Source organism: Aeromicrobium duanguangcaii (assembly GCF_024508295.1).
Lineage (GTDB): Bacteria > Actinomycetota > Actinomycetes > Propionibacteriales > Nocardioidaceae > Aeromicrobium > Aeromicrobium duanguangcaii.
In genome coordinates this window covers 495379-516659 of sequence record NZ_CP101990.1, presented here as the reverse complement: position 1 = coordinate 516659, position 21281 = coordinate 495379, and the positions used below count along the sequence as shown (strand labels likewise).

Below are 21281 nucleotides of genomic sequence, written 5' to 3'. Positions count from 1 at the left end.
GTGGTGTGAGATCAGTGCTGCGGGAGGTCGACGAGTCCGGCCAGGTCGGCCCGGTGCGCCGCGGGCGTGCCGAGCGCGAGCTGGTCGGACTTGGCGCGCTTGAGGTACAGGTGCACCCCGTGCTCCCACGTCATGCCGATGCCGCCGTGCAGCTGCAGGGCCTCCTCGGCGGCGTGCACCGCGACGTCGGAGCAGTAGGACTGGGCGACCGCCTGCGCGACGGGCGCGTCGGGATCTTGCGCGGCCAGCGTGTCCGCGGCGTACCGGGCGGCGGCCTGTGCCTGCGTGACCTCGAGGTAGAGATCGGCGAGCCGGTGCTTGATCGCCTGGAACGAGCCGATCGGCCGGGCGAACTGGATGCGCGTCTTGGCGTACTCCACCGTCGTCTCCAGGCACCACTGCGCGACACCCAGCTGCTCGGAGGCGAGCAGCGCGGCGCCAGCGGCCAGCGCGGCATCGACGGCCGCGACCGCGGCCTCGCCCTCGGCCAGCACGCGTCCCTCGTCCGTCGGCGCGACCGACGCCAGCGGCCGGCTCATGTCGAGGGACGTGAGCGGCGTGACGTCGGCGGTCTCGTGCAGCACCAGCCGCACGGTCCCGTCGACCGAGGTCGGCACGAGGAACAGATCGGCGCCGAGGGCGCCGGCGACCGGAGCCGTGACGGCCTCCCCCGCCGACCAAGCCCCCGCGCGGGCCGACCACGGCAGGACGAGGACGGCGCGACGGTCGCCCGAGGCGACCTGCGGCAGGACGTCTCGGGCGTCGACGGCCAGCAGCGCGGTGGTCGCGATGACGGCGCTCTCCAGGAACGGCACCGGCGCCACGGCGCGGCCCAGCTCCTCGAGCACGACGGAGGCCTCGCGCGCACTCGCGCCCGCGCCGCCCCGCTCCTCGGGGACCAGCAGTCCTGCCAGGCCGAGGTCGCCCGCGAGGGCGGACCAAGCCGGCGAGACGTCGGTGTCCGGAGCGTCGTAGAGCGCCGCGACGGTCGAAGGATCGACGGTGCGCTTCAGGGCACCGCGCACGCTCGAGCGCAGCGACTCCTCGACATCCGAATAGAGCAGGTCTGTCATCGGGCCACCTCGTTGAAGGGAACGCCCTTGTCGGGGCGGTGGTCGGCGGGCAGGCCCAGGACACGCTCGGACACGACGTTGCGCATGATCTCGGACGTCCCGCCCTCGATCGAGTTGCCCTTGGCGCGCAGGTAGCGGAATCCCGGACCGCGGCCCAGGAAGCTGGCCGAGCCGGTCCGGACCATCGTCCAGTCGTCGTACTGCAGGCCCGCGTCGGGATCGAGCTCCAGGGCGAAGCCCGAGACCTGTTGGGCCTGCTTCGCGAACGCCAGCTTCATCGCCGAGCTCTCGGGTCCCGGCTGGCCCATCGCCAGCTGCTGGCGCAGCCGCTCGCCGGCCAGACGGGTCACCTCGGTCTCGACCCACCAGGACATCAGCCGGTCGTGCTCGGCCGCCGAGCGCACGGACGGATCGCGCCGCCAGCGCTCGGTGACGATGCCGATCTGCCCGGCCTCGCGATCCGCGCCGCTGCCGATGGCCACGCGCTCGTTGTTGAGGGTGGTCGTGGCGACGCGCCACCCGGCTCCCACCGCTCCCACGCGGTCGGCGTCCGGGACGCGCACGTCGTTGAGGAAGACCTCGTTGAACTCGGCCTCGCCGGTGATCTGGCGCAGTGGACGCACGTCCACCCCCGGGTCGCTCATGTCGACGACGAAGTACGACAGGCCGGCGTGCTTGACGACCGTCGGATCGGTCCGCGCCACGAGGATCGCCCGCTGGGCGTTCTGGGCGCCGGAGGTCCAGACCTTCTGGCCGTTCACGACCCAGGTGTCGCCGTCGAGGACGGCGCGGGTCGCCACGCCGGCCAGGTCGGACCCGGCTCCGGGCTCACTGAACAACTGGCACCAGATCTCCTCGCATGTGAACAGCGGCCGCAGGTAGCGGTCCTGCTGCTCGGGGGTGCCGAAGGCGATCAGGGTCGGGGCTGCCATGCCCAGGCCGATGCTGTTGAGGCCGAGATCGGGCGCCGGTGCGCCGGCCTCGGCCAACAGCTGCTCGACGACCTGCTGCTCGTCGCGGGGACGCCCCAGACCGCCACGCCCGACGGGGAAGTGCACCCACGCCAGGCCGGCATCGAATCTGGCGCCGAGGAACTCGACGGGGTCGACGGTCTGGAGGTCGAAGCGGGCCAGGAGCGCCGCCACCTCCGCGCGCACGTCAGTCACGCGAGGCCACCTTCCGCAGCTCGTGACGCGCCAGCGCGTTCTTGTGGACCTCGTCGGGTCCGTCGGCGAACCGCAGCGTCCGCACCTGGGCGAACCACTCGGCGATCGGGAAGTCCTGGCTCAGGCCGCCACCGCCGTGGACCTGGATGGCCTTGTCGACGATCCACTCCACCGTGCGGGGAGCGGCGATCTTGATCGCCTGGATCTCGGTGTGCGCGCCCTTGTTGCCCACCGTGTCCATGAGCCATGCGGCCTTGAGGGTCAGCAGCCGGATCTGCTCGATCTTGACGCGCGACTCGGCGATCCAGTCGCGGATCACGCCCTGCTCGCTCAGGGGCTTGCCGAAGGCGACGCGGTCGTTGGCGCGCGCGACCATCAGCTCGAGGCTGCGCTCGGCGATGCCGATCAAGCGCATGCAGTGGTGGATGCGGCCGGGCCCGAGGCGGGCCTGGGCGATCGCGAAGCCCTCGCCCTCCCCCGCGATGAGGTTCGAGACCGGCACGCGCACGTCGGTGAAGACGACCTCGGCGTGGCCGCCGTGATCGCGGTCGTCGTAGCCGAAGACGCGCATCCCGCGCCGGATGTCGACGCCCGGGGTGTCCCGGGGCACGAGGATCTGGGACTGCTGGCGGTGACGCGACGCGTTCGGGTCGGTCTTGCCCATGACGATCATGATCTTGGCGTTCGGGTTCATCGCGCCGGAGATGAACCACTTGCGGCCGTTGATGACGTACTCGTCGCCGTCGCGCACGATCGAGGTCTCGATGTTGGTCGCGTCCGAGCTGGCGACGGCCGGCTCGGTCATCGCGAAGGCCGAGCGGATCTCACCGGCCAGCAGCGGCTCGAGCCACTGCTGCTTCTGCTCCTCGGTGCCGAACATGCTCAGCACCTCCATGTTGCCGGTGTCCGGCGCGGCGCAGTTCGTGGCCGTGGGGGCGATGTGGAGGCTGCGGCCCATGATCTCGCACAGAGGTGCGTACTGCAGGTTCGTCAGGCCGGCGCCCTCGGCGCCCGGGTGGAACAGGTTCCACAGGCCGCGCTGCTTCGCCTCGGACTTGAGGCCCTCGATCACCGGCGGGGGCGACCACACGTCGGGAGCGGCCTCGAGCTGCTCCCAGAACGTCGCCTCGGCGGGATAGACGAACTCGTCCATGAACGAGGTCAGCCGCTCGATCAGGTCGTTGGTGGTGGCGTCGTAGGCAAATTCCACGGCAGTCTCCCAAAGATGAATTCAGATTCAACTCAGGCTAGCGCGTGGATGCCGCGGTGGCAATGCCCCGCTCGCCCGGCGCGATCAGTCGGCCGTGGGGCCGGGCAGCGTCATCCCGAGAGCGTTGAACCACAGCTTCGTGGAGGTCTCGACCATGGCCTCGACGTCCCACTCCTCGCCCAGTGCGAAGGAGTAGTACGCCAGCCGGCTCACCATGCTGGTCAGCGCGCGCGACGTCATGAGCGGATCGAGGCTCCGGTCGGCCACGCCGGACTCCTGCATCGACTCGACCCAGCGCATGACCCGCGTCGTGAAGACCTTGGCGCGCTGGATCCGCAGGTCGCGGAAGTCGGGGTTGATCGTGGCCACCTGCTCGAGCAGGACCATGAGCTGGGCGTTGCGTCGGTACGCCTCGAAGTAGGCGCGGTTGGACGCCTCGAGGACCGCGGCGATGTTCTGCGGGTCCTCCTCCACCCGCGGCAGGCCCGGGTGGAGCATGTCGTCCTGCGCGACCTGCAGGACGGCGGTGAAGATCTCGTCCTTGCTGTCGAAGTACGTGTAGAACGTCCCGATCGACGTGCGGGCCTCGCGGGCGATGTCCGTGAGGCGCGAGTTGATGAAGCCGTCGCGCTCGAACACCTGCCGCGCCGCCGCGACCAGGGACTCGCGGGTTCGCTGGCCGCGCGCGGTCACGGGCAGCGCCCGGACCTGTCGCTCGTCGACCAGCGAACCCGCCCCGTGGACCTCGGGCCGTCCGCTAGCGGGACTGCTCACCGACCGGCTTCAACACCGAGAGGACGGGCGGGCCCGCGATCATGTCCTTGAGGACCTCGCCAAAGGCGACGAACTCGGCCGACTGTCCGTGGCGGCGCAGGGCGTCACCGTCGACGTACTCCTCCAGCAGCACGTAGTCCACCTCGGACCGGCTGACCCGCTGCAGGTCCCAGCGCGTGCAGCCGGGATCGGCGAGCATGCCCGGACGGGCGTCGGCGACGGCCGCCTCGAAGTCGGCGGCGCGGCCCTCGCGGACCGTCACGGCCGCGGTCACGTTGATCATGCGGTTCCTCTCGGGTTGATGGTCAGCGCCGACCGAAGGTCGGCGTGCGCTTCTCGACGAAGGCGCGGACCGCGCCGATGTGGTCCTCGGTCAGGCCGGTCGCCTTGTGCAGCGGCACCTCGGCGTCCATGCTCTCCTCGAGGCTCACGCGGGGCGCACGGTCGAGGTTGTCCAGCATGTACTCATAGGCCTGCGCAGGCCCGCTCGCCAGCTGCTCGGCCAGAGCGCGCACCCGGCCGTCGAACTCGTCCTCGGGCACGACCTCGTTGAGCAGGCCGAGCGCGCGAGCCTCCTCGGCGCGGACCCGCGGGTTCAGCAGCATCAGCTCACGTGCCTTGACCGGACCCACGATGTCGTTGAGCAGCCACGCCACGCCGAAGTCGCCTGACAGGCCGACCGCGCCGAACGCGGTCGCGAAGACGGCCCGCTCGCTGCCGATGCGGAAGTCGGCGGCCAGAGCCAGGCCCAGGCCGGCGCCGGCCGCGGCACCCGGGATCGCAGCGATCACGGGCTTGCGACTGCGGTAGATCTTGGCGACCGTCGCGCGCTGCGCCTGCCGCTGGGCCTCGACGGCCGCAGCGTCCACCTCGTTGCCGCCGCCGCCCTCGCCACCCTTGGCGTCAAAATCCTGGACGTCGCCGCCGGAGCAGAACGCCCTGCCGGCGCCCGTGATGACGATGACGCCGACCTCCGGCGACTCCTGCATCGCGTCGAGGAGCGACTCCAGGCCCGCGATCATCGCGTCGGACAGGGCGTTGCGACGGTCGGGACGGTTCAGCGTGATCGTGCCGATGCCGTCGCCGACCTCGCCGTAGACGTCGTCGTCGGTGCTGGTGCCACCGATGAGCTGCGCCGGCATCAGGCGACCTCGAACAGGCCCGCGGCGCCCATGCCGCCGCCGATGCACATCGAGATGACGACGTACCGCACGCCGCGGCGCTTGCCCTCGATGAGCGAGTGGCCCACAAGGCGTGCGCCGGTCATGCCGTACGGGTGGCCGACCGAGATCGCGCCGCCGTTGACGTTGTAGCGCTCGGGGTCGATCTCGAGTGCCTCGCGGCAGTACAGCGCCTGCGACGCGAACGCCTCGTTGAGCTCCCACAGACCGATGTCGTCGACCGTGAGCCCGTGGTGCTTGAGCAGCTTCGGGATCGCGAAGACCGGGCCGATGCCCATCTCGTCGGGATCGCAGCCCGCGACGGCCATACCGCGGTAGACGCCGAGCACCTCCGCGCCGCGCTGCTCGGCGACCTTGGCCTCCATCAGCACCGAGGCGGACGCGCCGTCGGAGAGCTGCGAGGCGTTGCCGGCGGTCACGCTCGACACCTGCGTCACCTGGCCGTCGGGCAGCACCGCGGACAGCCCCGCGAGCGACTCGCGGGTCGTCGACGGACGGTTGCCCTCGTCCTTCGCCAGCGTGACGCGCTGCTCGCTGATCTGCTTGGTCTCGCGATCCTGGACCAGCTGGACCGACTCGAACGGCACGATCTCGGCGTCGAACCGGCCGGCCGCCTGGGCGGCGGCCGTGCGCTGCTGCGACAGCAGTGCGAACTCGTCCTGGGCGTCGCGGCTGACGCCGTAGCGCTCGGCCACGATCTCGGCGGTCTGCAGCATCGGCATGTACAGATCGGGCCGGCGCTCCTCCAGCCAGGGGTCGTTCGCGCGGTGGCCGTTCATGTGCTCGTTCTGCACGAGCGAGATCGACTCCACGCCGCCGCCGACGGTGATGTCCATGCCGTCGTGGACGATCTGCTTGGCGGCGGTCGCGATCGCCATGAGGCCCGAGGCGCACTGGCGGTCGACCGTCATGCCGGCCACGGAGGTCGGCAGCCCGGCGCGCAGCGCGCCCTGCCGGGCGATGTTGAAGCCGGAGCTGCCCTGCTGCATCGCCGCGCCCAGGACGACGTCCTCGACCTCGGAGCCGTCGATGCCGGCGCGCTTCACGGCCTCCGCGATGGCGTGGCCGGCCAGCTGCTGGGCCTGGGTGTTGTTGAACGCCCCGCGATAGGCCTTGCCGATCGGGGTGCGGGCGGTCGAGACGACAACAGCCTCTCTCATGGACGTGTCCTCTGCTCGAAGTCGATGGAAATAGTGCTCGCGCCCCGGACGTGATGGGGCTAACATGAATCTTACTTCAGTTTCAACTTTGGCGGGGTACCGCCCGATTGTCAACCACGCGCCGCGGCGCAGGAAGCGAGCGGGGACGCCGATGTCACCGAACACCACGCGTCGCCGGGCCGACCGCCCGGCGCGGACATCCGGCGCGGCGCTGGTCTGCGTCCTGGCCCTGCTATCCACCGTCACCGCACTGCTGCAGACGATGGCGGTCCCCGTACTGGGCAAGATGAGCCGCGACCTCGAGGTCTCGACCGCCGCGATCGGCTGGGTCGTCACGATCAACCTGCTGGCCGCTGCGGTGCTGACCCCCGTCCTGAGCAAGTCCGGCGATCTCCACGGTCGCCGTCGTCTCGTGCTCGTGGTCGTCGTCGCGGTCGCCGCCGGGTCCCTGCTGGCCGCCGCGACCTCCTCCTACTGGCTGCTGCTGGTCGCCCGTGCGGTGCAGGGCGCCTCGTTCTGCCTCTTCCCACTGTCGGTGGGGATCCTGCGCGACCACCTCGACGCCCGGCGGCTGCCGCTGGGGCTGTCCTTCCTGACCGGCGCGATCAGCGTCGGGGCCGGAGCCGGACTCGTCCTGACCGGCATCCTCACGCACGGCGACCGCGACTATCGCAACATCTTCTGGTTCACGCTGACCGTGGCACTGGTGTTGCTGGTCCTGGCCGTCGCGGTCATCCCCCGCGACCGCCCGCACCGCACCGGCCGGGTCGACTGGATCGGCGGGTTCCTGCTGGGCGTCGCCCTGATCCTGCTGCTGCTGGCCATGACCCAGGGCAACGACTGGGGTTGGACGAGCGTCGCGACCGCCGGCTGCCTCGGCGGGTCGGTCGTGACCTTCGCCGCCTGGCTCACGGTCGAGAACCGGGTGCGTGAGCCGCTGGTCCCGATCGCGATGCTGCGTGACCGGACCCTGGCGTCGGCCAACGCGATCGGCTTCTTCATCGGGTTCGGGATGTTCCTGATCTTCCTGGCGATCACCGCGCTCGTCCAGGTGCCCGAGAGCCACGGCCACGGCTTCTCGGCGTCGGTGCTCGAGACGAGCCTGGTCTACCTGCTCCCCGCCGCGAGCATCGGCATCATCGCCTCGCCGTTGGGCGGGATGTGGGTCAGCCGGTTCGGAGGCCGCGCCACGCTGCTCGCCTCTTCGGTCGTGGGCCTGCTCGGCTACCTGCAGCTCCTGGCGTTCCACGACCGGGCCTGGCAGGTGATCTTGGGCGGCGTCATCACGAACGCGGCCTTCAGCATGGGCTTCGCCGCCGTGCCCGCCGTCGTCACCGCCGTGGTCCGCCCCCACGAGACGGCACTGGCGAACGCGATGGCCTCGATCACCCGGTCCGCAGGCAGCGCCCTCGGCAGCGCCTTGGTGGTCGCGCTGATCGCGGGTCACCTGATGCCCGACGACCACCCGCACGAATCGGTGTTCGTCATCGTCTTCTCGATCGGGGCGGCGACCATGGCTCTCAGCGTCCTCATCACGGCCGTGGGCATCCCCCGCCGCCAAACGTTGGCCGCCCAGACAACCGGCCCCGACCCACAGCGCACCGTTTGACTCGGCGAACGACGAAGCCCCTGACCGTCTGCGGTCAGGGGCTTCGTCGGGCGATCAGCTCGCGGGTCTCGAGATCTTGAGCGCGTTCACCCACAGCTCGGTCAGCGAGTCGACCATGTCCTCGATCGTCCAGTTCTCGCCCAGCACGAACCGCGAGTAGGCGGCGCGAGCCACCATGCCGGACAGGAACGAGGCCGCCATCATCGGATCGATGTCGGCGCCGGCCACGCCGTCCTGCTGCATCTGGCGAATGCTCTTGGCATTGCGGCGGACGAACGACTCGCCGCGCTTGCGCCGCAACTCGCGGAAGTCCTCGTCGATGCTGGCGACCTGCTCCAGCAGCCGCATGAAGTTCGCGAACCGCTCGTACGACTCCAGGTAGGCGCGGTTCGCCTGCCGGATCATCTCCACCGGGTCGTCCCCGCCGGTGACGGCGCGGACGTCGGGATGGAGCATCTCCTGCTCGACCTCGGTCAGCACGGCGGAGAAGATCTCCTCCTTGCTGTCGAAGTACGTGTAGAAGGATCCGGCCGAGATGCCCGCCTCGGAGGTGATGTCCACCAGCCGCGCATCCAGGAACCCGTCGCGCTCGAACACGACGCGTGCGGCGTCGATGAGCTTGGCCCGGGTGCGCAGGCCACGCGGGGTGGTGGGCAGGTCGCGAGGCGTCGCTGAACCGGAGAATCCGGCCGAGCGACGGTGACGCGCCGCACTCTCTGGCGAGCTACTCATGAGTCACATCCTAGAGGAATTCGACGTCAACTTCGGATCATCACGCTTCCTCGACCAGTCGTCCCAAGGATTCGGCGACCGCGACGGGCTTGTCGGAGCCCTCGCGCTCGAACACCTGACGGGCGCGCACCTGGACGCCGCCGGGCACGTGGTCGACGGCGATGACCTCGGTCGTCATGCGCACGCGCGAGCCGATCGGCAGCGGCGCCGGGAACCGCACCTTCTCGTATCCGTAGTTCAGGCTGTGCGTGAACGCCTCGAACGAGATCAGCGAGTACGAGAAGGCCGGTCCGAGCGACAGGCTGTAGAGCCCGTGCGCGATCGTCGTGCCCAACGGGCTCTGGGCGGCCCGCTCGGGATCGACGTGGATCCACTGGTGATCGCCGGTCACGTCGGCGAAGGCGTCGACGCTCTCCTGCGTCACCTCGTGCCAGTCGGTGGGGCCGATCGTCTGGCCGATGAGCGCCTCGAGCTCGGCGACGTTCTGCGGGCGGACGGGGAGCTGGGTGGTGTAGGTCATGTCTGTCCTTCGTTGCGTGGTGGTGGGAATCGGGTGGGGTCAGCGTCCGCGCCAGACGGGCGCCCGGCGCTCGGCGAACGCGGTGGCGCCCTCGCGGGCGTCCTCGGAGTGGCTCACCCGATCCCTGACGGGTTCCTGGTGCCTCCAGCCCTCGGCCAGGCCCCAGTCGGCGGCGTTCTCCAGGACGTGCTTCGAGCCCTCGAGGGCCAGCGGCGCGTTGTCGACGATCCGAGAGGCCAGTGCCAGCGCCTCGTCGAGCGCCTGGCCGGGCTCGGCGATCCGGTTGATCAGGCCGACCTGGTACAGCCGCTCGACCGGGACGTGGTCTCCGGTCAGGGCGATCTCCGCAGCCACGTGGTACGGGATGCGCTGGGCCAGCCGCAGCAGTCCGCCGCCGGCCGCGATGAGCGATCGCTTCACCTCGGGCAGGCCCAGCTTGGCGTCGGACGCCGCCACGATGAGGTCGCAGGCCAGCGCCATCTCCAGGCCGCCGGCGACGGCGAAGCCCTCGATCGCGGCGATGAGCGGGGTCTTCGGCCCGCGCTGGGCGAAGCCGCCGAAGCCGCGGTCCTCGAACTCCGGGAAGTCGCCCTCGAGAAACGCCTTGAGGTCCATGCCGGCGCTGAACCCGCGGCCCTCGCCGCGGATGATGCCCACCACCAGGGCGTGGTCGGCGTCCAGATCGTCCAGGATCGCGGCCATCTCGCGGGCGACCTGGCCGTTCACGGCGTTGCGGGCGTCGGGCCGGTTCAGGGTGATGAGCAGGGCTCGACCGTCCAGGACCTTCTCGGCGAGTACGACTGACATGGTGCTCCTTGCGCTTCGTGCTGCGGGTGTGGGTGTGGGGAAGGGGGTGGGCACCCCGGCTGCTCGGGGTGCCCACCGGTCTCACTCGACCGCGCGGATGGTCCGCAGGTCGATCGCGCGGTACGTGGCCTCGAAGGTGAGTCCGTCGGCGAAGTAGTTCGCGATCGGCCACAGCAGCGGCACCAGGTTCGTCTGCTCGAGCAGCGCCCCCTCCGCCTTGGCCCAGTGCTCGCAGCGCTCGTCGCCCAGCGAGCTGGTGGCCAGCGCCGCGTACCGGTCGAAGTCGGCGTTACGCGTGCGGCCGAAGTTGTAGGAGCCGCCCTCGCCGAGATTGGAGCTCATCTTGGTGACGAGCGGGTACGGGTGCGGCGCCGCGCTCAGGAACGGGAACACGATGATGTCCCAGTCCCCCTCGTCGCCGTAGACGATCGCGCCGGCCTGGGCCTGCGTGCCGTTCGTGACCTTGACCTCGATGCCGATCTTGCGCAGGGCGTCCGCGACGTAGTCGGGGCCGGAGTTCTGCACGTCGTAGCCCAGCAGTCGCAGGGTCAGCTTCTTGCCACCGGGGCCGTAGCCCGCGGCCGCGAGGTCCGCCTTCGCGCGATCCTCGTCGAACTTCAGTCCCAGCTTGCCGTTGGACTCGGTGTAACAGTCCATGTTGGGCGTGACGACCGTGGCGGCCGGCTCGCCGACGCCGAAGGACGCGGCCTTGGTGTACGCGCCCGCGTCGATGGCCTGGGCGACCACACGGCGCAGCCGCTCGTCCGACATGGGGGCCTCGGGCCGCTGGTTGAACGTCAGCGAGTCGGCCTCGAAGGCCTTGCCGCGGATCGGCTCGTGCTTGCCCTCCAACCGCTGCGAGTCCCGACCCAGGATGCCGGCGATGTCCGTATCGCCGGTCTCGAAGAGGTTGGCTCGCGTCGCGTCATTGGTGATCACCCGGAAGGTGATCTTGCCGGGCACGCTGTCCGGATCCTCCAGGGCCGGGGAGTCCCACGCCTCCAGCACATAGGTGTCGCCGCGCTTGAGCGACGTGACCTTGTAGGGGCCCGAGCCCTGGGGCTGGGTCGCCAGCGCCTCGGTGTCGGCCAGGCCCTTCGGGCAGATGACGAACGCCGTCGACATCGAGTCGAGCAGGTCCGAGTGAGGCTCGTTGACCTCGATCGACACGGTGTTGGCCGCATCGTCGGCCACGACCTGCTTCACGCCGCCCGCACCGAAGAGGCGGCCGGTGTAGATCGAGCCGGTCTTCGGGTCGGCCAGGCGCTTCATCGAGTTCGCAATGTCCGTGGCCGTCAGGTCCGACCCGTCGCTGCACTTCAGGCCATCGCGGAACGTCATGGAGATCTTCGTGGTGGTCACGTCCCAGTCGGTCGCCATCGCCGGGACGTACTCCCCCGTCTTCAGATCGCGCCGGACCGGGGTGTCGTACAGCGCCTCGTACATCTGGACGGCTCCCTGGTCGGCGGCCGTCAGGAACGGGTCGAACGTGTCGACGTCGTTGCGCAGGTCCATGACCAGGCTTTCCGGGGCCTTGCCCGCGACGCGGTCGCCGCCCTCGGAGGAGCCGCCACACGCCGCGAGGACGGAGGTCGACAGCAACAGGACGCCGACGGCGCCCACACCTCGGCGCAGGGATCGAATTCGGGGAGCAGTCATGGTCAACCTTTCGGACGTGAGTCTGAAGACGACTTCAGTTCTTGACCCGAGTGTGACCCAAGTCACCACGAATATCAATACTGAATTCAGTTTCATTTCAAGGCCATGAGAAGGCCGGTCCACCCGGGCGCAGTGCCCGGGCGAACCGGCCAGTTCTCGTCGCGGACTCAGCCCTTGACGCGGATGGTGCGCAGATCGGTCGTGCGATAGCCCGTCTCGAAGGTCAGGTCCTTCGAGAAGTAGTTGGCGATCGGCCACATCATCGGCACCACGTCCGTGCGCTCGAGCAGGGCCGCCTCGGCCTTGCTCCAGTTCTCGCACCGCTCGTCCCCGGTCGAGGCCGGCGCCAGCTTCGCGTAGCGGTCGAACTCCTCGTTGCGGACCCGGCCGAAGTTGTACGACCCGCCCTCACCGAGGTTCGAGCTCATCTTCGTGACGGCCGGGTACAGGTGCGGTGCGGGGGCGTTCATCGGGAAGACCATGACGTCCCACTCCCCCGCGTCGCCGTAGACGACACCGGCGGCCTGGGCCAGCGTGCCGTTCGTGATGTCGACCTTGATGCCCAGCTCGCGCAACGCGTCGGCGACGTACTCCGGCCCGGAGTTCTGCAGGTCGTAGCCCAGCAGACGCACCGACAGCTCCTTGCCACCGGGACCGTATCCCGCGGCCTCGAGGTCGGCCTTCGCCTGGTCCTTGTCGAGCTTCAGGCCGATCTCGCCGTTGCTCTCGACGTAGCAGTCCATGTTGGGCGTGGCGAGCGTGTCGACCGCCTCGCCGACGTCGAAGGACGCCGCCTTCGTGTAGCTCGTGGCGTCGATGGCCTGGGCCGCGACGCGACGCAGCCGCTCGTCCGCGAACGGCGCGCCGGGACGCTGGTTGAAGACGATCGAGTCGGCCTGGAACGCCTTGCCCTGGATCGGCTCGACACTGGCCTCGAGGCGCTTGGAGTCTCGCCCGATGACGCTGACGATGTCCGCGTCGCCGGTGTCGACGAGGTTGGCGCGGGTCGAGTCGGACGTGACCACGCGGTACGTCAGCTGGGCCGGCACGCTCTCGGGGTCCTCGAGGGCCGGGGAGCCCCAGGCCTCGAGTTCGTAGGTGTCACCGCGCTTCATCGACGTCAGCTTGTAGGGGCCGGACCCCTGGGGCGTCGTCGCCAGCGCCTCGGTGTCGGCCAGGCCCTTCGGGCAGACGATGAACGCCGTGGCCATGGAGTCGATCAGGTCGGTATGCGGTTCGTTGACCTCGACCGAGACGGTGTTCGCCTCGTCGTCGGCCACGATCTGCTTCACGCCGCCCGCGCCGAAGAACCGGCCGGTGTAGATCGACCCGGTCTTCGGGTCGGCCAGCCGCTCCAGCGACTTCTGGACGTCACTGGGCAGCAGGTCGCTGCCGTCGCTGCACTTCAGCCCGTCCTTGAGCGCGAAGTCGATCTTCGTCGGCGTGATCTCCCAGGAGGTGGCCATCGCGGGCTCGTAGTCGCCCGTCTTCCAGTTGCGACGCACGAGCGTGTCGTACAGCGCCTCGTACATCTGGACGGCGCCGTTCTCCGCGGCCGTCAGCATCGGATCGAAGGTGTCCACGTCGTTGCGCAGCACCATCGTGACCTGCTCGGGCGTCTCGCCCGACGCTCCGCTGCCGGAGCTGTCCCCGCCGCCACAGGCGGCCAGGAGGGATGCGGCCACTGCCGCGACGGCGGCCGTGGCCAGGCCACGGCGCCGGGTGGAGCGGCGCACCGCGCCGACTCGCTTGCTGAACTTCATTTCAACCTCTCACGTACTCGGTTTTCGACACATCAACAGGTGGGGGGTGCCCGCGATGCTCAGAGGCCGACGGCGCGCGCCTCGAGATCGGCACGGGCCAGCAGGGCATCGATCAGGTCGCTGGAGATCTGGCCGGTGACGGCGGTGTTCCGCGGGTCGTCGATCGACCGGCGCAACACGCCCTCGGCAATGATCGCGATCTTCCACAGGCCGAGGACGTACCAGAAGCCGATGGCCGACACGTCGCGTCCGGTGGTCTCGGCGTACCGGGCCACGAGCTCGTCGCGCGACGGGAATCCCGGCAGCGTCGGGCCGTGGAAGCCGGTGATGATCTCGTCGTCGGACTGGGGCCAGTACGCCAGCAGTCCGCCGAGGTCGGCCAGCGGATCGCCCAGGGTGGACAGCTCCCAGTCCAGGACCGCCGTGACACGACCCGCATTGGGGTCTGTGATCACGTTGAGCAGGTGGAAGTCGCCGTGCACCAGCGACACCTCGCGCTGCTCCGGCACCCGGGCCGTGAGCCGCTGCGCGAGATCGTCGACGATCGGCAGGTCCCGCGTGCGCGACTGCTCCCACTGGCGGTGCCAGCGGCGCAGCTGACGCTCGGCATAGGGCGCATGGCTGGCCAGGTCGGCCAGACCGGCCGCGGCGAGATCGACCTCGTGGACGGACCCGAGCGTCGAGGCCAGCGACAGACCGATGGCGCGGCGGGTGTCCTGGGGAACCGTCTCGATGGCCTCGATGCTGTCCAGCACCCGCCCGTCGACGAAGTCCATGAGCATGATCGGCGCGTCCGTCACCGCCGGGTCCTTCGTGAACCCGTGGATCGCCGGCACCGGGACCCCGGTGCCCTGCAGGCCGGACATGATGCGGTGCTCGCGCTCGACGTCGTGGGCCGACGCCAGCAGCTTGCCCAGTGGCGGGCGGCGCAGGATCCACCGGTGCCCGACGGAGTCGGTCACCAGGAACGTGAGGTTCGACTGCCCCGCGCCGACGCGCCGGAACTCGATCGGGCCCTCGGCGCCGATCCCCAACGAGGCGATCCACCGGGCGACGGGCTCCGTCGCGATCAGTTGCGTCACGACGCGCTCCGGTCGCGCGAGACGCGCGTGCCCTGGGCCAGCACCGCACCGCGGTCGAGCTGGCGCTTGAGAATCTTGCCGGTCGATCCCTTCGGCAGCTCCTCGACCTGCTGGTAGACCCGCGGCACCTTGTAGGGAGCCAGGCGCTCCTCCATCCACTCGCGCAGGCGCGCGGCGTCCACCTCGCGCCCGGGGTGCGGGGCGAAGACGACGGCGATCTCCTCGCCCAGCCGGTCGTCGGGAACGCCGATGACGGCGACCTCGCGCAGGTCCGGATGAGTGTAGAGCACCTCCTCGATCTCGCGCGGGTACACGTTGTAGCCGCCCCGGATCACGAGATCCTTCTTGCGGTCGACGATCCACACGTCGCCGTCCTCGTCCTGCTTGCCGATGTCGCCGGTCAGGAACCAGTCGCCGCGCATGACTTCCGCAGTGGCCTCGGGACGACGCCAGTAGCCCTTCATGATGACGGGCCCCGCGACGGCGACCTCGCCGTGGACGCCCGGCTCGACCGGGCGGCCCTCTGCGTCCATGATGCAGGCCTTCAACCGCGGCAGGGCCGGGCCGACCGAGCCCTCCTTGCGCCGGACGCTGAGCTTGGCGGAGGTGGCGGCGCCGGTCGTCTCGCTGAGGCCGTAGCCGTCCAGGACGCGGCAGCCGAAGCGCTCACGGAACGCGTCGGCGACGGCGAGCGGCAGCGCGGCGCCACCGGACAGGGCGTGCGTCAGGCTCGCCAGGTCCTCGCGGGAGACGTCCACGTCGGCGTGCAGCATGGCGTTCCACATCGTCGGGACGCCGGCCAGGATCGTCAGGCGGTGTGCGGCGGCCATCTGCAACAGGCCCGGTCCGCTGAACGGGCGCAGCAGCAACAGGCTCGCGCCGACCGCGAAGGTGCTGGCCATGACACAGACCTGGCCGAACACGTGGAAGAGCGGCAACGCCGTCCCCACGCGGTCCGAGCCGTCGCTCTCCAGCGTGCCGGCGATGATCTCGGCACAGGCCACGATGTTGCCGTGGGTCAGCTCGGCGCCCTTGGGCTTGCCGGTGGTCCCGGACGTGTAGAGCAGCACCGCCGTGTCGTCCTCGACCATCGGCCGCGGCAGCTCCAGGTCGGGCGCGATGTCGACCTCGACGTCCCCCGCCTCGAGCACCCACAGGTCGATCCCGGTCGCCTCGGCGGCCTGGCGCGCGACGTCCTGCGTCTCGTGCCACGCGATGGCCAGAGCGCACTCCGCGTCGGTGAGGAAGTACTCGAGCTCGGCCGCGGTCGACGTCGAGTTGACCGTCACGCCGATGGCGCCGATCACCGCGACGGCGTGGTGCACGACGACGAACTCCTGCGACGTCGGCGCCACCAGCAGCACGCGGTCCCCCGCCGAGATGCCGGCCCGGTCCAACCGCGCCGCCCAGGTGGCGATGAGGTCGCGCAACTGCGCGTACGTCCACGAGTCGTCACCGACCCGCACGGCGATCGCGTCCGGGGTGCTCTCGGCGTGACTCCACAACCGGTCAACGGTGTTCATGCATGGCTCCTTGTGCTCCACCTCGGAGCGTTCGTTGGGGTTCGGTCAGCTGACGACGAGGTCGTGGCGCGAGCGCCAGCGACTGCCGCCCAGCGTGGGAACGGCGGACAACAGGGCCTTGGTGTACTCCTGCTGCGGGGACTCGAAGACCTGGTCGGCCGTGCCGGCCTCGACCATCTCGCCGTGGCGCATGACGTACACGTGGTCGGCCAGGTAGCGGATGACCGAGAGGTCGTGCGAGATGTAGAGCATCGAGACGTCGAGCTCGCGCTGCAGCTGACGCAGCAGATTGAGGATGCGCGCCTGGACCGAGACGTCCAGCGACGCGGTGACCTCGTCGAGGATCATGAGCGACGGCTCGAGCGCAAGCGCCCGGGCGATCGACACGCGCTGCAGCTGCCCGCCGGACAGCTGGTGCGGGTACCGGCGGACGGCGGCCTTCGGCACGCCCACCTTGTCGAGCAGGTCCAGGGCCGCGTCGGCGCATTCGCGTGAGGTGATGCGCTTGCCCGTGGCGACGCTGACCGCCTCCTGCACGGCCATCGCGATCTCCATGCGGGGGTTGAGCGATGCGTGCGGGTCCTGGAAGACCAGCTGGGCGCGGCCGCGCAGGTGGCGCAGCGCCTTTCCCTTCGGGTTCGTGACGTCCTCGCCGTCGAGCAGGATCTTGCCGTGCGTGACCGGCGTCAGGCCGATGGCAGCGCGGGCTATCGAGGACTTCCCCGAGCCGGACTCGCCCACGAGGCCCACTGTCGAGCCGGTCGGCACGGTCAGGTCGATGCCCTTGACGGCCGTGAACGGCGGCGGTCCGGGGTAGGTCACCTCGACGTTCTGGATCTCAAGCATGGTTCAGCTCCCGTTCGACGTCGAACTGCCCGTCCTCGATGGTCACGAGGTCCTCGCTGCGGTCGGTGTTCAGATCGGGGACCGCGCGGATCAAGCCCTGCGTGTAGGGGTGGTCGGGACCGGATAGCAGCTTCACCGTGGTCAGGTCCTCGACGATCTCGCCGCGGAACATCACGATGATCCGGTCGCACACCTCGGACAGCAGCGAGATGTTGTGCGAGATCAGCAGCACGGCGCTGCCCTTGCGGTCGTTGAGGTCGCACAGCAGCTGCATGACCTGCGCCTGCACCGTCACGTCCAGCGCCGTGGTGGGCTCGTCGGCCAGGATCAGGCTCGGTTCGCCCATGAGGCCCATCGCGATCATCGTGCGCTGGCGCATGCCGCCGGACAGCTCGTGCGGGTACTGCTTGAGCCGTTTGGCCGGCTCGGTGATGTGCACGTCCTCGAGGCTGCGGATGGCCAGGGCACGCGCCTCCTTCTTGGACAGGCCCCGGTGCTCGCGCACCGTCTCGATCATCTGGGCGCCGATCTTGCGCGCGGGGTTGAGCGAGGACATCGGGTCCTGGAACACCATCGCGAGGTTGGTGCCCAGGACGGTCCGCAGCTCGCGATCCGAGCCGTTCAGCAGGTCGTGGCCGTCGAAGTCGACCCGGTCCGCGGTCATCTTCAGGCCCTGGGGCAGCAGCCGCGACACCGCGAGCGACGTCAGGGTCTTGCCGCTGCCGGACTCGCCGACGATGCCGACGATCTCGCCGCGATCGAGGTGGAACGAGACGTCCCGGACCAGCGGCGGCGCCTCGTCGTCGTTCTCGATGCTGATCGAGAGGTTGCGCACGTCCAACAGGCGGTCGTCGTTCGCGGAGGCGTCGTTCATGGGCGTCCCTTCCTGAGTTCGGTCTCCATGGCGGGGTCGATCGTGATCTCCGGCGTCGCGGCCAGCGTCTTGGCGCGGTCACGGCGGAAGCGCGAGCGGAACAGGCTCGGCCGCTCGCTCCACAGCACCGGGTTGACGGCGCGGGCCAGGGCGTCACCGAAGAGGTTGACCGCCAGGCCCGTGATGAGGATCAACGTCGCCGGCACGAGGGCGGCGTACGGGTTGAGGTAGAAGTTCTTGACCCCGTCGGTGAGCATCTGGCCCCAGTCGAACTGCGGTGACTGGATGCCCAGGCCCAGGAAGCTCAGCGAGGACATCGCCATGATTCCCTCGGCGACGGTCGTGAACGTCACGATGACGAGGCTGTCGGCCACGTTGCGGCCGACGTACCGGCGTCCGATGCCCGATTTGCTGACCCCGACGACCCGGGCCGCCGACATGTAGTCCCGCACCATCACCGAGTCGACGAGGCTGTACGTGAAGCGCGCGAAGTGCGGTGTGAACGCCACGCCGATCGCGAGCACGGCACCCTTGGCGCCGACGCCCACGATGGCCACCACGACGACGGCCAGCAGGATGTCGCCGAAGCCCATCATCGTGTCGATGACGGTGGCGCCGACCTTGCGGACGCGCGGGCCTCCGGCGGCGATGAGGCCGCCGATCAGGCCGCCCACGATCATCGCGAAGAAGACCGCGGCGGAGGCGTAGAGGATGGACAGCCGGGTCGCGGCCAGGGTGCGGGTGAAGATGTCACGGCCCAGCGCGTCGGTGCCCCAGCGGTGGTCCGCGGACGGCCCTTCGCTCGAGCGCGCCATGTTGCTGACGACGGCCTGGTCGCCGAACCCGTTCGGGCCCATGATGACCAGCACGGTCAGGCCCAGCAGGATCAGGCCCGAGATGATGCCGGTCGGGGTGGACAGGAACGCGCGGAGCATCTGGCGCGTCGTGCCGTGGCGGTTCGTGCTCATCGGCCGGCCTCCATGGTGCGGGGATCGACGATCCCGAGGATGACGTCGACCAGGGAGTTGACCAGGACCACGGAGAGCCCGAGGAGCAGGACGATGCCCTGGACGACCGGGTAGTCGCCGACCAGGACGCTATGGACCAGCGTCGTGCCCAGCCCGAGGCGGGCGAAGACCTGTTCGACGATGACCGCGCCGCCGATGAGGCTGGCGAAGGTGACGCCGCCCATGGCGAGCATGGTCGTGATCGAGTTGGGGAAGACGTGGGACAGGTAGAGCTTGCGCGTCGGCAGGCGCTTGCTGCGTGCCGTGCGGACGTATGGGGACTCGAGGACCTCGAGGGTCCGCACCCGCACGAGGCGGGCGATCGACGCTGCCGGGCGGACCGCGATGGCCACGGCCGGCAGGATCGCGGCCTCGATCGACCCCGATCCCGCGACCGGCAGCAGCTGCCAGGTCACGGCGAACAGGAACGCCAGGAAGGTCGCGATGAGGTACTGCGGGATCGAGGCCATGGCGCCGGTCGATCCGCTGAACACGATCTCGAACCAGCGGTGACCGTTGCGGGTCAGGACCGCGCCGATGATGCCCAGGGGCAGGCCCACGAGCAGGATGAGCGCCATGCCGATCACCGCGAGCTGCGCGGTGGGACCGATCTTCTGCGCGATCTCCGCCGTCACGGGCTGGTTGGTCGCGAAGGACGTGCCCATGTCGCCGCGGAACAGTCCACCGACGTAGTCGAGGAACTGGCGGTACATCGGCTGGTCGAGACCGAGCCGCTCGCGGGCGACCTCGACCGCCTGCTCGTCCGCGTCCATCCCGGCCACGAGGCGCGCGGGATCACCCGGGGCCAGGTGCATCATGAGGAACGTGAGGGTGGTGATCGCCACCAGCACGAAGGCGAGCCGGACGAGCCGGGACACCAGGAACCGACGCCACTTCATGTCACTTCGTCTCCATCAACATTGATCGTTCTCTCATGAGATCGCGGGGGGGATGGGTGGCCGCGCCGAGCGCAGCCGATGGCGTGCGGGCGTCCGAAGACCGCCCGCACGCCGGTGGCGCTCAGGCGCGGGACAGCTCCGCTTCCATGCGGCGCAGCTCGACGCGGGCGATGGTGCGCTTGTGCACCTCGTCCGGCCCGTCCGCGATCCGCAGGGTGCGCTGGTGCGCGTAGAAGCTGGCCAGCGGGAAGTCGTCGGTGACGCCACCGCCGCCGTGCACCTGGATCGCGCGGTCGATGATCTTCAGCGCGATCTCGGGGGCGGCCACCTTGATGGCGGCGATCTCGGTGCGAGCCTTCTGATTGCCCACGGTGTCCATCAGGTACGCCGTCTTGAACACCAGCAGGCGGATCATCTCGATCTGGATGCGCGCCTCGGCGATCCAGTCCTGGATGTTCGAGCGCATCGCCACGGGCTGACCGAACGTCGTGCGGCTCTGGGCGCGGCTGATCATCAGGTCGAGCGCGCGCTCGGCCATGCCGATCGAGCGCATGCAGTGGTGGATGCGACCCGGCCCGAGGCGGGCCTGGCTGATCATGAAGCCGTCACCCTCGCCGGCCAGCAGCGCGGTCTTGGGGACGCGCACGTCCTCGAAGAGGATCTCGGCGTGGCCCTCGCGGTCCATGTAGCCGAAGACCGGCAGGCCGCGGACGATCGTGACGCCGGGGGCGTCGATCGGCACGACCATCATCGACTGCTGACGGTGGGTCTCGGCCTCGAGGTTGGTCTTGCCCATGACGATGAGGACCTTGCAGTTCGCGTGCAGCGCGTTCGAGGCGAACCACTTGCGGCCGTTCAGGACGTACTCGTCGCCGTCCGCCACCATGCGCAGCTCGACGTTGGTCGCGTCCGAGCTGGCCACGGCGGGCTCGGTCATGCAGAACGCCGAGGCGATCTCGCCGGCGAGCAGCGGCTTGAGGTACTTCTCCTTGTGCTCCTCCGTGCCGAAGAGCTGCAGGACCTCCATGTTGCCGGTGTCGGGCGCGTTGCAGTTCATGGCCTCGGGGGCGATGTACGGGCTGCGGCCCATGATCTCGGCGAGCGGTGCGTAGTCGAGGTTGCTCAGGCCGGGTGAGCCCCAGGCCTCGTCCTTGTGCGGGTGGAACAGGTTCCACAGGCCGCGCTTCTTGGCCTCGGCCTTGAGGTCCTCGAGGACCGGCGGGTGGAAGTTCGGATCGCCCGCCTCGGCCATCTGCCGGTGGTAGACGGCCTCGGCCGGGTAGATGTGCTCGTCCATGAAGGCGAGCAACTTCTCCTGGTACTCCTTGGCGGTCTCCGAGAGTTCGAAATGCATGTCAGCTCCTTGGCTGGTGGTGGGTCGCGTGTTCTGGCGCGA

General features: G+C 69.8%; 20 protein-coding genes. 1 reads left to right on the top strand and 19 read right to left on the bottom strand.

Features of this window, described 5'->3' with window-relative positions; translation table 11 throughout:
* Window positions 1-11: 11 nt before the first annotated feature.
* The 7 genes from NP095_RS02625 to NP095_RS02595 all read right to left on the bottom strand — a co-directional run bounded on the left by NP095_RS02625 (window position 12) and on the right by NP095_RS02595 (window position 6564).
* The gene (locus NP095_RS02625) at window positions 12-1073 is read right to left on the bottom strand and encodes an acyl-CoA dehydrogenase family protein (protein ID WP_232417599.1); all 1062 of its coding nucleotides are present in this window, start codon (window positions 1071-1073) and stop codon (window positions 12-14) included.
* A complete protein-coding gene (locus tag NP095_RS02620) occupies window positions 1070-2239 on the bottom strand; it encodes an acyl-CoA dehydrogenase family protein (RefSeq protein WP_232417600.1) in 1170 nt (389 codons plus the stop codon). The genes NP095_RS02625 and NP095_RS02620 overlap by 4 nt, the downstream gene beginning before the upstream one ends.
* A complete protein-coding gene (locus tag NP095_RS02615; RefSeq protein ID WP_232417601.1) occupies window positions 2232-3449 on the bottom strand; it encodes an acyl-CoA dehydrogenase family protein in 1218 nt (405 codons plus the stop codon). The genes NP095_RS02620 and NP095_RS02615 overlap by 8 nt, the downstream gene beginning before the upstream one ends.
* Window positions 3450-3533: 84 nt before the next feature.
* A complete protein-coding gene (locus NP095_RS02610) occupies window positions 3534-4223 on the bottom strand; it encodes a TetR/AcrR family transcriptional regulator (RefSeq protein WP_232417602.1) in 690 nt (229 codons plus the stop codon).
* The gene (locus NP095_RS02605; protein WP_232417603.1) at window positions 4207-4506 is read right to left on the bottom strand and encodes a putative quinol monooxygenase; all 300 of its coding nucleotides are present in this window, start codon (window positions 4504-4506) and stop codon (window positions 4207-4209) included. The genes NP095_RS02610 and NP095_RS02605 overlap by 17 nt, the downstream gene beginning before the upstream one ends.
* Window positions 4507-4528: 22 nt before the next feature.
* A complete protein-coding gene (locus NP095_RS02600; RefSeq protein ID WP_232417604.1) occupies window positions 4529-5365 on the bottom strand; it encodes an enoyl-CoA hydratase-related protein in 837 nt (278 codons plus the stop codon).
* Window positions 5365-6564: an acetyl-CoA C-acyltransferase gene (locus NP095_RS02595; protein ID WP_232417605.1), complete on the bottom strand. Its 1200-nt coding sequence runs from the start codon at window positions 6562-6564 to the stop codon at window positions 5365-5367. Before NP095_RS02595 ends, NP095_RS02600 begins: the two co-directional genes overlap by 1 nt.
* Window positions 6565-6715: 151 nt before the next feature.
* On the opposite strand from NP095_RS02595, the gene NP095_RS02590 reads away from it, so the two are divergent.
* Window positions 6716-8173, top strand: coding sequence for an MFS transporter (locus NP095_RS02590; protein WP_232417606.1), 1458 nt, complete (start codon window positions 6716-6718; stop codon window positions 8171-8173).
* Window positions 8174-8227: 54 nt separating this feature from the next.
* Here the strand turns inward: NP095_RS02590 and NP095_RS02585 are convergent, their stop codons facing one another.
* From NP095_RS02585 to NP095_RS02530, 12 genes are all read right to left on the bottom strand, one after another.
* Complete coding sequence (locus tag NP095_RS02585) at window positions 8228-8905, bottom strand: TetR/AcrR family transcriptional regulator (protein ID WP_232417607.1); 678 nt, start codon at window positions 8903-8905, stop codon at window positions 8228-8230.
* A gap of 40 nt (window positions 8906-8945) precedes the next feature.
* Window positions 8946-9425 (bottom strand): MaoC family dehydratase, encoded by a 480-nt coding sequence (locus tag NP095_RS02580; protein ID WP_232417608.1) that lies wholly within the window; start codon window positions 9423-9425, stop codon window positions 8946-8948.
* 39 nt (window positions 9426-9464) lie between these two features.
* The gene (locus tag NP095_RS02575; protein ID WP_232417609.1) at window positions 9465-10232 is read right to left on the bottom strand and encodes a crotonase/enoyl-CoA hydratase family protein; all 768 of its coding nucleotides are present in this window, start codon (window positions 10230-10232) and stop codon (window positions 9465-9467) included.
* A gap of 81 nt (window positions 10233-10313) precedes the next feature.
* Complete coding sequence (locus NP095_RS02570) at window positions 10314-11891, bottom strand: ABC transporter substrate-binding protein (RefSeq protein WP_232417610.1); 1578 nt, start codon at window positions 11889-11891, stop codon at window positions 10314-10316.
* Window positions 11892-12058: 167 nt separating this feature from the next.
* Window positions 12059-13654, bottom strand: a complete 1596-nt coding sequence (locus NP095_RS02565) for an ABC transporter substrate-binding protein (RefSeq protein WP_232417611.1) — start codon at window positions 13652-13654, stop codon at window positions 12059-12061.
* Between the two features lie 59 nt (window positions 13655-13713).
* Window positions 13714-14736 (bottom strand): phosphotransferase family protein, encoded by a 1023-nt coding sequence (locus NP095_RS02560; protein ID WP_232417612.1) that lies wholly within the window; start codon window positions 14734-14736, stop codon window positions 13714-13716.
* Entirely contained in the window at window positions 14733-16259 is a 1527-nt protein-coding gene (locus NP095_RS02555; RefSeq protein WP_232417613.1) for an AMP-binding protein, read from the bottom strand. Before NP095_RS02555 ends, NP095_RS02560 begins: the two co-directional genes overlap by 4 nt.
* A 45-nt stretch (window positions 16260-16304) precedes the next feature.
* Window positions 16305-17105 (bottom strand): ABC transporter ATP-binding protein, encoded by an 801-nt coding sequence (locus NP095_RS02550; RefSeq protein ID WP_232417614.1) that lies wholly within the window; start codon window positions 17103-17105, stop codon window positions 16305-16307.
* Entirely contained in the window at window positions 17098-17979 is an 882-nt protein-coding gene (locus tag NP095_RS02545; RefSeq protein WP_232417615.1) for an ABC transporter ATP-binding protein, read from the bottom strand. The genes NP095_RS02550 and NP095_RS02545 overlap by 8 nt, the downstream gene beginning before the upstream one ends.
* Window positions 17976-18947 carry an ABC transporter permease gene (locus NP095_RS02540; RefSeq protein ID WP_232417616.1) on the bottom strand — a complete coding sequence of 324 codons (972 nt, stop codon included), beginning with the start codon at window positions 18945-18947 and terminating at the stop codon, window positions 17976-17978. Before NP095_RS02540 ends, NP095_RS02545 begins: the two co-directional genes overlap by 4 nt.
* Window positions 18944-19885, bottom strand: coding sequence for an ABC transporter permease (locus NP095_RS02535; RefSeq protein WP_232417617.1), 942 nt, complete (start codon window positions 19883-19885; stop codon window positions 18944-18946). The genes NP095_RS02540 and NP095_RS02535 overlap by 4 nt, the downstream gene beginning before the upstream one ends.
* Window positions 19886-20006: 121 nt before the next feature.
* Window positions 20007-21239 carry an acyl-CoA dehydrogenase family protein gene (locus NP095_RS02530; RefSeq protein WP_232417618.1) on the bottom strand — a complete coding sequence of 411 codons (1233 nt, stop codon included), beginning with the start codon at window positions 21237-21239 and terminating at the stop codon, window positions 20007-20009.
* Window positions 21240-21281: the final 42 nt, after the last annotated feature.